This is a genomic window from Phocaeicola sp. (genome assembly GCF_057861905.1).
Map to the genome: position 1 here is coordinate 1 of NZ_DBMACV010000017.1, position 17620 is coordinate 17620.

The window sequence follows — 17620 nt, forward strand, 5'->3', positions numbered from 1 at the left end:
TTTCAAAATCATAAATTACCCAACTCTTTTTAAGTTATACATACTAAAAGACAGGCTTATCGTGGCTGTCGGAAGGAACGCCATTTTCTACTTCCGGCCAGCCATCCTTCCATTGTACCCGATCGAGCATCAACACTCTTCCTTCCGGATCGGACACTTTCACTGCATGGTAAAACAGCCAGTCCTGTCCCTTTTTATCAGTCACAATCTCCGAATTGTGTCCTGTTCCCACAAAATGATTACTTACCTTGATCAATATTTCATGTTGGTTGTCGAGCATCGACCTGCCCTCCTTATTCCAGTAAGGTCCCATCAACGACTCCGACCTTCCCACCACCGTGGTATAGGTACTCTTCAACCCCTCGCAACAACTGCCGATGGAAGCAAACAAATAATAATATTTCCCTTTCTTGCAGATATAAGTACCTTCGTAGGCATCGCCTGCCACCCGCAAGGGACGGGTATTTTCTTTCAGCATCAGACCGTCATCGGAAAGTTCCACGGCATAAATGCCATGAAAGCTTCCGAAAAACAAGTATTTCTTTCCCCCGTCTTCGATGTAAAAAGGATCAATACAATTTCTCACCCCAATTTCGTTGCTCCGGAAAAGCATTCCATGATCCTTGAAAGGTCCCTGAGGAGCATCGGCTATAGCAACTCCGATGCCACATGTCCATTCCCCACCCCATGTAGACATGGAATAATACAAAACATATTTCCCGTTGATCTGATTGATGTCGGGTGCCCAGATGCCTCCATCCGGCACGAAATCAGGGCGCGTACTATCAGTAAAAGCAGTCCCCTGAAAGCTCCAGTCCACCAGATTGGTCGAACGATATATCGGAAGATTATGAATATTCTCGGTAGCATAAAGCCAGAACGATCCGTCGTCAGCACGGATCACAGTCGGATCGGGCAAACTCTCGTCGATGACCGGGTTATGATACTGACCTTGCGCTATTCCCCCGCACGCCATAAAAGATAAGACGACAGATACCCATATTTTTGTTTTCATCATCATAAATTTATAATACACAAATCAACAGCATAAAAGAGAGAATCTCCCTCTTTTACACTGCTATATTGTCACTGTTAACAACTCTATTACAAAGATGCTGAAAAGAAGCGAATCTTATGCGAAAAATCTATTCAGAAAAAGATAAAATCTCACCAACTTTTCAGGAAAACATGCTCAGATTTTACTTTGAAAGCGATAGTCTCCGGAGCCCAACTCCACAACCCAATACTCTCCTGCACGCTTGATGCTGTGAGCCCTGACAGCTTCCGGCTTTTCAGGATGCAAAGCTACAGGAAGGTATACCGTAGCCGAGCAATTGGCAGGAATCGTCACTTCCCATGAAAACTCCTTTCCTGTCCGGCTCCAATGGCTGGCAATCTCGCCGGAAACCGACTGGTAGGAAGCCTTGACATACGACAGTCCGTCGGGGAAACAGGGCTTCATCTCGATGTGACGGAACCCGACAGACTCCTCGGCATTCTTGATGCCTGCCAGATTTTCGTAATACCAGATCAACAAGTCGCCCAATAGCATCACATGATTGGCTGAGTTCATATCGGGTGCGGCCGTATCTCCATTCCACAACTCCCAAATAGTAGTAGCTCCTTTTTCAATCATATATCCCCAACTGGGATAATCTGTGTTGGTCACAATTTTATACGCCAGGTCTTTCCGGCCATATTCCGTCAGTCCCCTCATCAAATGCTGTATGCCTACCACGCCGGCACTGACATGCCCCTTGCAGTCTTTTTCCGTTTTGTCGACTACATTCTGAAAGACACGCTGTTCGTATCCCTCCGGCACGAGTCCGTAACGAAGCGACAACAGGTTTCCCGTAACGGAGTTGTTGCCGTACTGAGCCGTTTCATAGTTGAAAAAGCGTTTGTTGTACGCCTTCTTCAACACTTCGGCATGTGTCCGGTAATTATCAACATCCTCCGGATGCCCTGTCAGGCGAGCAAACTCCATCATTTTATACAGCAATCCATAAAAGGTAGTACTTCCCAATATAGCTCCATCCGTCTTTCTCAGCGGATCTTGCGAATGAATCAGCTCGGGAGACTCGGGAGGCATGCACCAGTCACCCCATTCATCGCGTACCACCAGTCCGTCTTTCATGGAGTTTTGACAGATATACTCTACCCAGCGTTTCATGGAATCATAGTGCCTGATGATAGCCGTCGTATCTCCATAATGACGGTACAGCATTTCGGCAGCCAATATATACACCGAAGGCCATGTTACATCGCCAGAATAAATCGTCCAGAAACGAGGGGAAACAGCCGATACGACGCCGTCTTCACGCTGTGACTCTTCAATATCCTGCAACCACTTACGATACAGCAACGCATTGTCGAACATGAAACTCTCGCCCCAGCATCCGGTAGCACGGTCGCCCAGCCATCCGTGACGTTCGTCCCGCTGCGGACAGTCGGTAGGCATGTTATGATAATTTCCCCGGATACCCCAATAAGCATTCTTAAAAATCTGGTTGACGACAGCATTGGACGTCTCAAAATCGCCGGTACATTTCATCTTGTCGTACATCACCTCGCCTACAAAATCGTCCGTATCGGGACGTCCCTCTATACCATCTATTTCCACATACCGGAATCCATGATACACAAAAACAGGAGCCCACGAAAAGCGTCCATCGGCAGCAGGAGTAAACACATCGGTAGCCTGAGCCGTACGTAAATTGGCTACATACAAGGTACTGTCCGGATTTATAAGCTCGGCAAAACGCATAATCACTTTCTGTCCTTCCTTTCCCTGAAAAGAAGCATTCAGCCGACCTACCATGTTCTGTCCCATATCGATCAGGACCTTACCCGATGCCAGACGGGTAACAGATAACGGCCTCAGACGTTCCATGACGGCAACCGACGGGCACGGCTGAGCACGCAATCGCTTGCAGGGAACCGACATGATATCTGCGTTCTTCCAAGCAGCATCATTGTATCCGCTCACGTTCCATCCGGACAATTCTTTTCGCATATCATATTCTTCACCGTCGAACTCATTGTTGGCTACAATTGGTCCCTTCGATGTAACCTTCCAAGTCTCATCCGAAGCGATGATTTTTTGGGTACCATCGGCATACTCAATCACCAGCTGTGCCAGCAAACGAGGCAAGCCAAACCCTTCCATACCGCTTCCTCTTACCCAGAAGTAACGACCGTTTCCAAGAATCACCCCCAACGCATTGTCGCCTCCGTGTACCAACCTGGTCACGTCGTACGTATTGTAATATACGGTTTCGGAATAGAACGTAATAGAGGGAGTAAGCAAATCTTCGCTCACACATTTTCCGTTCAGGAAAGCCTGATAATATCCCAATCCACTGATATACAGCGTAGCACGACTGACATGAGAGGACGCCTGAAAATCTTTCCGCAAATACCTGGCAGCCAAACGGGTATGCAGTTCGGTCTGCGACTCACCCGGATTTGACATCGCATCTTCGCCAATCCATTTAGCCACCCAGTCTGTGTCATGCAGCAATCCCGTGGTAAACCGTTGAACAGCACTCCAATGACTCTCCCCACAATTGGTATGTACACGCACCCTCCAGTAATACTCCTTGCCCGACTGTAGAGGTGAGCCCTGATAGCCGACCTGCATGTGATCCGAAGAAACCAGTCCAGACTGCCACATCAGATTATTTCCCCGTTTCAGTCCCTGCAAATCGGTTCCCATCTGAATCTCATATCCAGTTTGCTGCACATCATTCATACCCGACTTCAGCTGCCATGAAAAATGAGGATCTTTCCGGTCTATTCCCAGCGGATTTTCCTGCATTTCAACCCGGGGAGAAACAACCGATACCTTCTGGGCAACACCTAAAGAAAAGCCGGAACACACAAACAACAACAATATTGGAAATTTCTTTTTCATAGTCATTACCAGATTTTAAAAAGATAACAAAAAATGCGCTCCATATAAAAACAGTCTGTATAAACTCTCCGGAGGTCATCTCCACAGCATTTATACAGACTCAACTGAGCATGCCGGTTATTTCACCAACATTTTATCCATCAGTACCTTCATCCAGTATCCGCCGATTACAGAGCGAGCACGGAATCCTACCCATTCTCCACTGTCGGTATGATGCCAGTCACTGATAGGTACACGCGATACCGTTTCATTGATGTATTTATACAGCGGATCGACAAACTGCTGGAAAGTTTCCATATCGGAAGCCATCGCAGCCGTCCACATAATCCAGTCGGATTTCGTATATTCCTTACGGCAATCCAAAGGCAAGCCAAACGCATTCTGCTTTGTCAGGTAATACTTAATCTCCTTATCGATAACACCCGGGAAAAGATTCAATCCCCACATCTTATCCCAGACCATGTTATATTTCTGGCTCCACGTATTTGCACGGTCGAATGCCAAACGATAATGATCATTTTCTCCCGCCATTTCCATCCATTTCTGAGCCATCTTCTTAGCCTTTGCTGCATACTCATCGGCCACTCTATCCAAGCCCAGCATCTTAGCCATCTCACTGTAACCGGCTACTCCCATAATCGCCTTGACAGAAAGATTGGCATTATGTGCCCAATGGCCGGCAAAATCGTCTGTACAGAGCTGGTTCTCCGGATCCTGACCGTACTGCACCAAGTAATCAGTCCAGATAGTCAATAAATCCCAATACTTTTTAGCATAGTTGGCATTACCTTCTACCTTTGCAATAGCAGCAGCCAAAATAACCATGTTACCGCCTTCTTCAATCGGCATGTCACCTCCGTAAACCTGTCCGTTGGCAATAGGATAAGTACCCAAATCGTGAGCCGGGAAAGGCTTGTTCCATCTGCCTGTAGCACTATACTCAAAGATACTGGTCATCATCGCTTTTTGCAGGTCCGGATTGTACACAAGGAACAACGGCGCAGAAGGGTAAGTCAAATCGACCGTGTTGACACAACCATTGCTATTGTTTTCTTTAGAAAAGAACAGCAAATTTCCGTCTTTATCGGTAAACAGCTTATGGGCAGCCATCACCTGACGATAAGAAGCCGCACAAATCTCGGCATATTTCCTTCCGCCAGCCTTTTCTGCATCTTTCATAATCATGGCATCAAAGTCACGGCAGCGTTCCATCACCTGCTGATAGTTCTGCTTGGCACGTTCGAAGGCATCATAAATAGAAACCTTTCCATCATGCTTCCAATAGGCCATCCGACGCTCGTACATATATTCCACCGAATAGACATCATCGTATCCGATCATCATAAAGCCACTCTTACCTGTAGAGGAGACATTTCCCAAATCGTCGGCATACGCCATGGCCGGCATATCGTCGGCATCACGTGTAACAATTTCACTTTGGCCAGGCAACAGTTCCCCCTTGTCGGCAAAGACAGCCTTCATATCGGTATAATCGCCCAGACTGACAGACGTATTGGCCCCATTATTACCAGCCAAATAAGCATATCCCCAGTCGATGCAAATCAAATCCCCCTTACGGGCTGTTATCGGCTGGTCAATGCTGCCTGCCTTCACATAACTGATGCCATTCTTTTTAATCATCTCCGCTTTGGTAGGCTGTGTCATTTCATTGATAGCCAGCTGCGGAGTTGTTTCGATATAAACCTGTACATCGTGACTCTTCTTATCGGTAGACGTAGCCTGATAAGAAACATAATTGATCGGAGTAGAAATCAAATCGAGATCATCAATCAACATCGGAGCGGTGAATACGACATCCAGTTCCACCGGTCCGCAAGTAAATGTATAATAAGTCTGTGTAGGCAGTACATCTACCGACTTCTGAACAGCAGCATTCTCGAATCCGGCAGTTTTTTTATTCGATGTATACAATCCGAAATCGACATACGCCCCACCGGTTGTATTGTGGCAATGAGCCGCTATCACGTTCTTTCCCTTCTGCATTTTGGCACGTACCTTATCCGACAGCTCCACCAGAACATTATTCTTCCAGACATAATCCGTAGCCACCAGCTTTTCACCATTCAGGTACAACTCGAAGACATCGTCGTGCGAGTATTTCAGGTAGACAGGAGCATCTGCCGGAACATCATCTAAATTAAACTCGCGACGCACCCAGATATCCTTTGTATTCCACTGAGTCCGTACCACAGGCATATCGCTGGTACCGAAAGCTCCTTTTCCTTTCTTCCAGCCACTCACGCTATAATTCAACGAAGTCCAATCGCCTTGCGGTGCTTCAAAGGTATAATCGCCTTCCCAGTCTTCACTACCTGCCATAGGCAGCAATGACTCGAGTGCCTGTTTTCCCATGAAGCGGTATATTTTTCCATCTACACGTACCGCCCCAATCAGCGACTTCTCATCGTCGGTCCAATGTCTGGTTGTTCCTTCATTCAATTTATCATATGGTGACCAAATAGACAAATAAGGATCGGAAGTAATTAAAGGTACAGAAGGGAGCCGTAAATCGGTCTTTTGTACAGGTGTAAATAAATCTGTTGCCTGAAGCTGTGCAAACATCCCCATAGCAAACAAAGTCGTAGCTGTCAGTTTTTTCATTGTTTTCACTTCTTTTGGTATTAAATTTTAAGTAATAATTAGTCAGAAAAACGTTGGTAGGATTCTTAAAGAAGTCAATGTCATATTCATGAATCTTTCAACCCTACGATGCAAAAATATGCTGCAAGAACAAAAAACAGCGGAAATAATTGTTCCAAAAACAACATTTGCAGTTCAAAACAATTAAATCCGCTATTAAGAATATAGTGATACGATGGTTATGAAGATCTTACCATTCAATAGCTTGGTCTTCGTCTGGAATTTGAGTATTAATCTTACGCTCAAGCGTCATCGTTCCTTTCACATGATATGGAATTTCTATTCCTTTAACGGAGGTATAATCAACAAACGTATACTCAATATTAAAAATTACATAACGATGCTTCAAATAAGGAAGTTCTTCATCCATAATTTCTGCAACAGTATATGCAGCCTGCTCCTTCTTCAATTGTTCCAATTTTAAATTTTCATTTTCAGAAGACAATTCAACCATTTTGGTCTCAGGGTTAAAATAGAAATTTACCTTATAATCTTCACGATTTATCAAATCTTCTTCCATGGCACCTGCATAAAAGAAAATTGTATTTTCGTCTACAACCTGCCCTGTACGAGTATTTCTCACAATTGGATTTGCCTGATCGTAGCTACCATCATCATTAGAGATAAAAGTTTGTAATGTAGTAGTGCTATATGTACCTGAATAATCATTAAATGGTTTAATATTCAACAAAGCCTTGGCATAATTTTTACGAGGATGACCAAGATATACCCCAGGCTCATCCACAACAGTCAAAGGTAAAACCCAGCTTCTAACCATATTAATACCTGTAAGATCAAAATCAATAGGTAATGTAACAACAGAAATTCCTTTAGGGACATTGATTGTAGCCGGGAAAGTATAATAATCTGGCGTGAGTTGTAAAAAATACAAATCTTCACGCCCAAAACGTTCATTATTTAAAATACCTAATGTATCATTATCAACCTCTACCTTTACATTCAGGTCTTTTTCATTAAAAGTAGAACCACTTATGATAACAGGAAGTTGATAAGTTACCTTTCCATCTTTCTTATAACGGATATAAATATCCGTTACTCCATTGGAGCCTATAGGTGCTTTGAACGATACATATTGCTCGTATTGTTCATCTTCCCACTCATTATTGCAAGAAACCCAACAAAACGAAACAAGCAATAAAATAATATAAGAATATATCTTTTTCATTATTTTTCGGTTTATAGTTAATTAATCATTATACGTCCATCCTGGATTCTGAGTCAATAAACGATTACGTTTTAATTCACTATGACTGATAGGCCAGAAATACATTTTCCGTGAAAAGTTAGTAGGCAATGAAGGCACGACTACCGGCGTATGGAACAAATCTCTATATTGCTCTGTCATCAACGTATTACAACCATAAATAGGTTGAGATTCTTCTTTTTCCGCATCTTTCCACCGACGTATATCATAGTATCGATGTCCCTCTCCCATCAACTCAATCATACGTTCCCGTTTGATTTTTTCCCGGAATAGATCCTTATTTGCATATTCAGTATTAGTATAATCAGGAATGCCAGCACGACAACGAATAGGACGAATACCTTTTTTCATTTCATTTACATCACGTTTTATTGTATATGTTTTAGTACCATCCCATGATTCTATATTATGTGTTCCATCAAGTTCGTTTAAAGCCTCAGCATAAATCAACAATATCTCGGCATAGCGAATGGCAGGTTCTGCCTTTTGGCGAATCTTCCCCATATCTCGATTTTCATGAGTATCGTAAGGATGGACAAACTTCTTAACGCCAATGCCTGTACGTAACCAAAAAGCATTGTTATTATTATATCCATTACCCATACCACGGTAATAAAAAACTTGCTGATTTCTATTAGCATCGTTCGATTCATTCAGCAAAAACCAAGTGGATCCGTTGTAAGCGACCGAAGCATAGAAACGTGGTTCACGTTTTACATACTGTAGAGAAACTCCAATTCGATGTTCACCCAATTCTGGATAATTTTCTTGATTTGTTTCATCCACAAATCCTGTTTCACGAATGGTACCATTAGCTCCTCCTATTTCAAAATCCTTTCCTGGACAATCTGTACCGTCACTCATGTAGTAGGCGTCACACATTTTTTGAGTCAATCCGTGTGTGTTCCAACCTGTAGCACTAGTAGGCAACTGATGAACAACCATCATATCCACCCCCTCTGAAGATTGGTTCTGACCACGTGTAAAAATTAATTCATAATTGTCAGAAGCACTCACTTCACCATCAAACAATGAACGATAAGATTCAAACGGATCAATATCTTGCCAACCATCAGGCCATGTATGCTCAGAAAAATCCCCGTCGTCATAAGGCTCAATAGTTACAGGATATCCGACAGAGCCAGAAGTACGTCTTCCCAAATGATAAAGGTCATATCTCTTTCCATTTGCCTGATTTCCGGGTAATTCCATTACATCAAGTGCAGCGGCCGCGGCTCGTGCCCATTTAGCCTCATCATATTCTTGGGCTATCAAGTGCTTACCATCAAAATTTACTAAGTCACTAAATTTTTCAGTATCACCAGGTCGAGGATTATTTATAGGACTTGCAGCATATAGCAAAACCTTAGCACGTGCTGCAAGAGCAGCACCTCGGGTAGGACGAGCAATAGCCAAAGGTCCTCTTTCCAGAGGCAAGTCTTTTGCAGCAATCTGCATTTCGGAAGCAATCAAATTAGCTACTTCATCATAACTGGAACGAGCCACAGCCAAATCCTCATATTCTTGTGTAAAATCCATACCTTCATCGGGCATAATAGGTATAGGTCCATATTTGCGTAATAACAGCCAGTAATAATAAGCACGTACAAAACGAGCCTGAGCCTTGTAGTCAGCACGCTCTTCTGCCGTAAACTTTGTATTACTATCTATATTGTGTATAAAAACCGAAGCCTGATAAATTCCGGTATAGCACTCTCCCCATGGTCCTTGCTCCCATTGCTCGTCATACTCACCATTCTTCCATTTTTTATACTTATCATCACGATCACCAAAATACATATCATCTGCAAAACAATACATCGTAAATCCTTTGCTTGACACATCGGCATTGACACCAATAAGATGAGAATAAGCGTCGGACAACCATCTTTCCGAATAATCTCGGTCAGCAAAGACCTTTTCAATAGTCATACGATCTCCAAAATAACGGTCTGCATCCAACTTATCTTCACAAGAAGACATCGCAAACAAAAAAAGTGCAGAATATAATAGATATTTACTTTTCATAAGTCATAAGATAATATTAAATATTAACAGTTAAACCGAATGTTAAACTTCTGGACAACGGATACTCTGTTCCTGTTGAGCTATGCAACTCAGGATCCCAAAGTTTAAATTTAGAGAATGTCAGGATATTACTTCCACGGAAGAATATACGTATATTATTGAACATGATCTTATTTACAATCTGCTTAGGTAATGTATAACCAAATTCCAATGTCTTTAAGCGTAAATAAGAACCATCACGTAACCAAAATGTAGAAGCCCGGTAATTATTACTGTTTCCTCCAAATGACAAACGAGGATATGCTGCATTGGGATTTTCCGTCGCAGGATTACCAGAAATATCGGCAGAAATCCAACGGTCAGACTCAGCCACATCCTTCAATACGTTTCCCCATTCGCCTGAACTGAATGCATAAACGGTAGGACCATCAATAAAGAACGAACTCTTTCCTGCACCTTGGAAGTGTACGTTTAAATCAAATCCTTTCCATGTTCCAGAAATACCAAAGCCATAAATCATATTAGGTCTGGTAGTAGCTCCAATAGCTACACGGTCACCATCATTTACTACACCATCACCATTCACATCCTTATACTTAATATCTCCCGGCTGTACTGTTCCAAATTCCTGTTTTGGACTGTTACGGATATCATCATAATCCTTAAAGAGTCCCAAGGCAATCAATCCTTTAGCTTGATCAATCCGATATCCTCTTTCCATTTGATACGGATAAACATTATTTTCTTCATCTTTTTCCAGAACGGTATTCTTGCTATATGTGATATTACCTCGTACAGTTATATCAACTTTTCCTATCTTCTGTCGATAAGCAAAATTACCATCAAAACCTTCCGACAAAACACTACCGACATTTGCTTTAGGAGTAATACCAGAAAGACCTATAATAGCAGGAAGATACTTGCGTTCCATCCAGATACCATCTCTCTGTTCATGGAAATAATCGACGGTTGCCGTAAATTTATCATTGAAAAGTGAAAGGTCGACTCCCACATCATGTTTGGTCGCAACTTCCCAAGTAGCTCCTACAGATGCAACACCCGTATACTTCAACCCTACGTAATTACGATCATAGGAATAATCTCCCCACTGATAACTACCTCCATCACCAATTGTATAAAGGTAAGGGAAACGATATTCCGCACCTCCGATATTTAAATTATCATTACCTACTTTACCCCAAGAGTAACGTAACTTAAACATATTACACCAAGGAGCTATTTTTTTAATCCACGGCTCTTCTGCCACATTCCAAGCTACAGAAAAAGCAGGGAAGAAACCGAATCGGTGTCCATCTGCAAAATTTTCTGACCCGTTATATCCAAAGTTAAAGTCGGCAAAATATCGGAATTTCCAGTTATAACTAATACGTCCTGCCAGTCCCATATGACGTCTGGCAATACCATTTTTGATATCATCACCAATATTCACCGTTGCAACCTGAGAATCATAATTGAACTTAACCAATCCTCCTATATGATGCTCATTAAAAGCTCGGTCATAGTGTAATTCAGCTTCAAAAACTTCTCTTCTATTTCCTTCCGAAGAACTACTTTGTGTCATTAACTGCTCATCAGAAACCTTAGTAAAAATCAAATTTCCATATTCGTCACGCTGACGCTGTGCTTTCCATTGTTTGGGCCATTTGATTCTATCGATATTTGTTTTATTCCAGGTATCGAAACCAAAACGTCCCACAAATCTCAAACCTTTAGTAATAAAGTCCAATTTTTGTTCCAACGTAATATTCGTTTGTACCGTATTTTCCCAATGTTCTTTATAACCAGTCTGAGTAGCCAATACCCATGGGTTTGTTTGTTCTCCTGTACCATAAGCCGGTACGTAACCATTTGAATACATAACAGGGATACTGATCGGGTTCTGATACATCAAGGATTTCCATATATCACCTGATAATCCGGGTTCGTTCCATTTTCTTAACGATCCAGATACACCAACCTTCAGTAATGTAATCTTAGTAATATCAATATCAGTATTCAATCGATAGTTCCATGTTCCTGCATTTGTATTGGTATTATAGTCCTTCCGGAGAGATTCATCCGTATTATACATACCATTTTCCTGTAAGTAGCTGACAGACACGAAATATCTAGCAGTAGATCCACCACCGTTCAGATTCAAGTTCGCACGATACTGCATAGCCCCGTCACGCAACAACATTCCCATCCAGTCAACATTCGGATAAAGGTCAGGATCCAATCCCCTGCGTAAAATTTCCAATTCTCCAGGAGAATAGATAGGTTCTTGATTACGAGTAATACGTGCTTCATTCATCATATTGGCATAAGTAATGCCATCTGCAAATTCAGGTGTAATAGTACGCGTATTATAAGAAGTTTCTACCTTTGCATCAATATTAATCTTACCAGCTCCACCATGTTTAGTCGTAATCAATACAACGCCATTCGCACCCCGTGAACCATAAATAGCTGTAGCAGAAGCATCTTTCAAGACTGAGAACGACTCAATATCTTCAATATTCACATCATTCAAATCACGTTCAAATCCATCAACCAATACTAAGGCTGAAGTATTGGCTCCAAATGTAGAGATACCACGTATCCAGAATTCCGAAGTATTTTGCCCAGGCTGCCCCGAAGTTTGCATAGCCATAATACCTGGTACATTACCTGCTAATGCATTCGACAGGTTTCCTCCAGGAGCAGCTTGAAGTTCCTTCACTCCCACAGTTGTTATAGCACCTGTAACACTTATCTTTTTCTGTGCACCAGTACCTGTAATAACGACTTCATCGATTACATTATTTGAAGATTCCTTCATTTGTACATTTACAACTTTCATATTGTCCTTTACCAATACTTTATAAGTATCGAATCCAATATATGAAAACAGCAATGTACTATATAAATCTATTTCAATCCGATAGTGACCTTCAATATCAGTAATCGTTCCTAAACCAGGAACATCTTTTACTGTCACGTTTACACCTATCAGCGGCTCTTTATTTGAATCAACAACTGTTCCTGATACGATAATTTTTTCAGCCAAAGCAGTTGTAGCGGTGAAGAACACCAAAAGAAATGTGATAATATTTTTCATCTTATCTGTGTTTTTCATTTATTATTTACCATATTCTCTACGTCAGTTTGCTATTCTCCAGAAAATTCTTCTGATTCGTGTACACTTTCTTCATCCTCCATAGCTATTTTACGGATAATATGATTATCCATATCTCCTACATAAAACACATTGTTTAATTCATCATAAGCCAGACCACGAGGATTATTGAAACGAGCCTCATCACGCAATGTGCCATCAACATATCCTCTAGCCTCATTATTAAGATTAGCACTACCACGACCAGCATAAGTGGTAACAACCCCTTCCGGAGTTAAAATACGGATACAATGATTCCCTGAATCTGTAAAATAGAAATCATAGACATCGCTTTTATTAGCCTTTTCATATTCCGGATTCTTAACAAAGACACCTTGATAAGGAGAACTCAAACGAGCATTCGCCCCAACACCATCTACCCATGCACTTTGTCCTACGCTGCCTGCTATAAGATAAGGTACACCAAATGTTTTTTTCTCCTTGTCATAATTCATCCGCATAATATAATGGCGATTGATAACGACGAGATATGCATAGTCGCCACTTGGATGAATAACAATATTAAATTCCCATTCATTATCCTGAATAGTTGTAATATATTCACGATGTGCCATACAATTCTCTGGTCCAATCCCCCATTTATGATAGTCAAAGCGGTACAGTACTCCTTTTGAGAAATTATTATAATACATTTCATGATTGACTGGATGGATAGCCACTCCATTACATTGTCTTCCAGCAGCCAAAATTCCTGCGTTCCTAAATTCTCCATTACCATTCTTAGTCACATAAATAGCACTCTTACGATCTTTGTCATTGTCGCCTCCTCCTCCATCATCACTAGCTACTATTAATGTATCACCATCAGCCGTCCAAGAAAGAGTTCGCATACGTCCTATTCCAGCCTCTCCTGTAGTCAATCCTGTACGAACGACCCTTGCATCCAAGTCAAAAATACGAATCGGCTTACCATTATCCTGTGACATATAAAGTTCTGTCGGATCATTAGGATTAAACGAAAACCAGGTTGGTTCCTGCACACCATAATAATTAGTAAAAGATTCTTCAAATGGTCCATCTACTACATCATACTTACCATCATCACGTACTTTCCCGTATAATGTACTAACCATCATCTCTCTATTATAATAAAATTTTTTAGGAGCAATAGCCTTTTGATCACCAACCATAACAGATACAGTCCCTTCATAACTTTTAGCGGGAACCATACAATAAATGGAATTGCTCTTAGCATTAATTAATACGGCTCGCTTTCCCCCTATAAAAACTTTAACCAAGGAGGTATCTGTTCCAAAATTTTTTCCCTCAATAAGCATTTGAGTTTTTACTGTTCCTGAATCAGGAGTAAAGCCCGTAATCTCAACAGGAAGATTTGGATCATAAGGGATGTTTCCCTCTTCCGACATACTGTCTTTACATGCCGATAGCCCTAAAATAAGACTCAGTATCCAATAGATACTCCCACGTCTTACATACTTTAAGTTTTTCATAAGACACTAAATAAAAAGTTAATTATATATTAAATCTAAGTGGTAACAATCAAGCAATACAAAAGTAATTTAGCGCATATTATATAAGGGAAAATATTTATCCAAAAAAGGAAAGAAACTAATCATTACGCACAAAACGCTGACATACAAATCATTATACAGAACAAATAAGTACAAATCTTTTGAATAAAATTGTATAATAATTATAAATACCACATTTTATTGTCCCCAATAAGAAATGAACTTCCAACTACATAAGAAATATAATCAACATAAAATACTGCTCACTCCATACAACATAAATACTCTGCTTTTATATGAATCAAACTTTTTTACATTAACTATCCAATATTTTTCTCCTAGTAGTTCTACCGCTAAATGAATTACAAATTGTTCTCTTTATAAAGTGTCATTTAATTAAAAAAGGCCAACTTCACTGAAGAAGTCAGCCCTTATAAGTATAATTCATAAATTTTATTGGATGTATATGTTTTTCAATGCTTTTCTTCTGCAGGAAACAACAACATCAGTGCTGGAATCCCTGAAGCAGAATAACTATCAATCACTTCATCTTCAGGTAACTTTTGTTCATATCTTCCTCCACACAGATTACGAGTTTTATCTCTATTGTTCCATCCTGTAAGAATCGTATTTTTTAAAAAAGGCAAATACTGAGTTTGACCACAATCGTACACTAACATGGCAATGTATTGGGCAAAAATAGCAGTATAAATACCCTGTTCTATCCCATCTTCAAACGGCAATACACCATGCTCGGAAGACATATTCTTTACCGTATAATCAGCAGCCAGAATTGCATTATCTAAATACTTGCGTACACCGGTTGCCCGATACAAAAGTACCGATGCTCCAATGAAGGTCGCCTGATTATAGACATGTGTCTTCCAATCGGGTTCATGTTCTCCATGACGACTGTCGGCTACCCTTCCTCTTTTTGAGTCAAACAAATTATTCACCCCCCAATCATAGATCTCCTTCGCTTTTGCCAAATACTGGTCACGCGTTTGATACAAAGGTACTTTATCAGCAGAAGGCTTTCTTGTGGAAGGTACACAATTGTAAAGCGTCATCGCTGCAACAACTGTCGGAAAATTGATACAAGCCATCTTGCCGTCGCGCTCGCTGTTATTAGGCTCTGGATGCTGAATAGGCTGCCATTGCCAAAACATTCCACTCTTTTTCGGATCATATGAACCCGTATCCCCTACTCTATCCGATCCATACCACACACGACTAAAGCTTGCCTCCGATAGTTGCAAATATTCATCGTTACCGAATAGCTGATAGGCACGTGCCAGAGTAATTGTCCACCATTGGATATCATCATAAATGAACCACCCTGTATTCTCGTTATTGTCATGAAAATCGAATCCGGCATACTGAGATTTATTTCCTTCAAAGATCTTGCGGCTCAAGTCTTTAAATTCTTTTATTCTCTTTTTGTCTCCTAATTTACATGCCAAACGATAGGCATTCATTGCCATATCCCAATAAATTGGCTGGCACCAGATTGCAGCAGCTCCATTCCACCGGTCAACCGCTTCAGGATAAGAAGTATTCGTTTTATAAATATATTTCTTACCATCCAATAAAGCATTATTAAATCCGGAATAAGCCGTCCACACATCCTGATTGGTATATCCTTGCCCTATGGCTAAAAGAGAAGAAAGCATAATAAGGCTCACTCCTACAAAGTATCTTCTGCAATACATAGTATAAACTATTTATCTACTGTAAACTTAAAGATTGTATGACTCATATATTTTTCACCCGGACGTAATACGCACGAAGGCCATTGGGGCTTATTCGGAGTATCCGGATATTTTTGGGTTTCCAAGCACACGGATGCACGGAAATTATATGTTATATGTTTTTTACCTGTTTGAGTGCCATCCAGAAAGTTTCCGGTATATACCTGAATACCCGGCTCATCAGTATAAACTTCCAGTTTGATGCCACTATACAACGATTCCAGTGACGCACATACCTGATTGATATCACCTTGTGTATCAAGTATCCAGTTGTGATCAATTCCATGACCATTTTTCAGCTGTTCGGAATCTTTACTCAATTGTTCTCCCAATACGGTTGGCTGGCGAAAATCCATAGGAGTACCTTCTACCGGAAGAATTTCCCCTGTCGTCATGAAAGTACTGTCGACAGGTGTATAGTTGCTGGCATTAACCATCAACAAATACTCTGAATTATTTCTATTCGGATCTCCATCCAAGTTAAAATAAGAATGGTTGGTCATATTTACGATAGTAGGCTTATCAGTCTGTGCCTCATATCGAATATCAATAGAGTTGTCATCGGTAAGCTTCATGGTAACAGAGCAGTCCAGGTTTCCCGGAAAGCCTTGTTCCATATCCTTGGCGTGATAACATAACTTGATTTCACTACTGTCAACATGAGCAACATCGTATACTACATACTGAAAACCTTTCGGACCACCATGCAAACAATGTCCATAATTGTTTTGAGGCAACTGATAGGTTACTCCGTCCAAGGAGAAACGACCATGAGCAATACGATTGGCATATCGGCCGATGCTGGCTCCATAATCTGAAGGGTACTTTATATAATCCTGAATAGAGTCGAAACCCAATACCACATCACGCATGGTACCATTGCGGTCGGGAGCCATAATTGACACAATTCTTCCTCCAAAGTTTGTAACACAAACTTCCATATTGTTCTTGTTCCTTAATATATACAAGCCAGTTTTCTTTCCATCTACATCAGTTACAAATTTCTGTGGATTTAAGCCTGATTCAGTAAGCTCGACTGAATTTTCTTGTTTTCCCCCCATACATGCTACCAGAAGAAAGACAGATAGCATAGATAAAATCAATGTTTTTTTCATAAGTACATTTATTTACTTTACACAAAGGACTCTAATATTTTTGTGGCAAAGAAAAGCTTTATATGGCATTTTTTACAAAAATTCTTAGTCAATGAATAGTAATATCTAATCAAAAAGCAATCATAAATCACGACTATCAATACTGTGTCACAAACGAAATGAAAAGAATAGAAAATATTATTAGTTTTTATCAAATATATTATAACTTTACCGCCATTATGAGAAATTGTTAGCTACGGGATATTATGTTATCAAAAATCTACACTTTGTTTCG

At 40.8% G+C, this 17620-nt stretch carries 9 protein-coding genes and 1 pseudogene; all 10 read right to left on the reverse strand.

Annotated elements, in window-relative coordinates:
- Positions 1-43: 43 nt before the first annotated feature.
- Complete coding sequence (locus ACZM60_RS05220) at positions 44-976, reverse strand: family 43 glycosylhydrolase (protein WP_489520963.1); 933 nt, start codon at positions 974-976, stop codon at positions 44-46.
- Between the two features lie 216 nt (positions 977-1192).
- Positions 1193-3916: an alpha-L-rhamnosidase gene (locus tag ACZM60_RS05225; RefSeq protein ID WP_489520944.1), complete on the reverse strand. Its 2724-nt coding sequence runs from the start codon at positions 3914-3916 to the stop codon at positions 1193-1195.
- A 117-nt stretch (positions 3917-4033) separates the two neighbouring features.
- Positions 4034-6538: a glutaminase family protein gene (locus tag ACZM60_RS05230; protein WP_489520945.1), complete on the reverse strand. Its 2505-nt coding sequence runs from the start codon at positions 6536-6538 to the stop codon at positions 4034-4036.
- Positions 6539-6767: 229 nt separating this feature from the next.
- Positions 6768-7763, reverse strand: a complete 996-nt coding sequence (locus ACZM60_RS05235) for a DUF4973 domain-containing protein (protein WP_484246835.1) — start codon at positions 7761-7763, stop codon at positions 6768-6770.
- A 21-nt stretch (positions 7764-7784) separates the two neighbouring features.
- Positions 7785-9830 carry a RagB/SusD family nutrient uptake outer membrane protein gene (locus ACZM60_RS05240; RefSeq protein WP_484246836.1) on the reverse strand — a complete coding sequence of 682 codons (2046 nt, stop codon included), beginning with the start codon at positions 9828-9830 and terminating at the stop codon, positions 7785-7787.
- A gap of 16 nt (positions 9831-9846) precedes the next feature.
- Positions 9847-12948, reverse strand: coding sequence for a SusC/RagA family TonB-linked outer membrane protein (locus tag ACZM60_RS05245; RefSeq protein ID WP_489520946.1), 3102 nt, complete (start codon positions 12946-12948; stop codon positions 9847-9849).
- A 32-nt stretch (positions 12949-12980) separates the two neighbouring features.
- Positions 12981-14084, reverse strand: coding sequence for an IPT/TIG domain-containing protein (locus ACZM60_RS05250; protein WP_489520965.1), 1104 nt, complete (start codon positions 14082-14084; stop codon positions 12981-12983).
- Between the two features lie 48 nt (positions 14085-14132).
- Positions 14133-14459, reverse strand: a pseudogene (locus ACZM60_RS05255) (IPT/TIG domain-containing protein); the annotation flags it as partial.
- A 494-nt stretch (positions 14460-14953) separates the two neighbouring features.
- Entirely contained in the window at positions 14954-16153 is a 1200-nt protein-coding gene (locus ACZM60_RS05260) for a glycoside hydrolase family 76 protein (RefSeq protein ID WP_489520964.1), read from the reverse strand.
- A 47-nt stretch (positions 16154-16200) separates the two neighbouring features.
- On the reverse strand, positions 16201-17346 hold the full coding sequence (locus ACZM60_RS05265; protein ID WP_489520947.1) for an aldose epimerase family protein: 1146 nt from the start codon (positions 17344-17346) through the stop codon (positions 16201-16203).
- Between the last annotated feature and the right edge of the window lie 274 nt (positions 17347-17620).

What these genes read in the sequence shown, in the direction of transcription:
- ACZM60_RS05220 (WP_489520963.1), bottom strand. Translation starts at nt 976, where the DNA reads ATGGCGTGCGGGGGAATAGCGCAAGGTCAGTATCATAACCCGGTCATC.
- ACZM60_RS05225 (WP_489520944.1), bottom strand. Translation starts at nt 3,916, where the DNA reads ATGAAAAAGAAATTTCCAATATTGTTGTTGTTTGTGTGTTCCGGCTTT.
- ACZM60_RS05230 (WP_489520945.1), bottom strand. Translation starts at nt 6,538, where the DNA reads ATGAAAAAACTGACAGCTACGACTTTGTTTGCTATGGGGATGTTTGCA.
- ACZM60_RS05235 (WP_484246835.1), bottom strand. Translation starts at nt 7,763, where the DNA reads ATGAAAAAGATATATTCTTATATTATTTTATTGCTTGTTTCGTTTTGT.
- ACZM60_RS05240 (WP_484246836.1), bottom strand. Translation starts at nt 9,830, where the DNA reads ATGAAAAGTAAATATCTATTATATTCTGCACTTTTTTTGTTTGCGATG.
- ACZM60_RS05245 (WP_489520946.1), bottom strand. Translation starts at nt 12,948, where the DNA reads ATGAAAAACACAGATAAGATGAAAAATATTATCACATTTCTTTTGGTG.
- ACZM60_RS05250 (WP_489520965.1), bottom strand. Translation starts at nt 14,084, where the DNA reads ATGATGGTTAGTACATTATACGGGAAAGTACGTGATGATGGTAAGTAT.
- ACZM60_RS05260 (WP_489520964.1), bottom strand. Translation starts at nt 16,153, where the DNA reads ATGCTTTCTTCTCTTTTAGCCATAGGGCAAGGATATACCAATCAGGAT.
- ACZM60_RS05265 (WP_489520947.1), bottom strand. Translation starts at nt 17,346, where the DNA reads ATGAAAAAAACATTGATTTTATCTATGCTATCTGTCTTTCTTCTGGTA.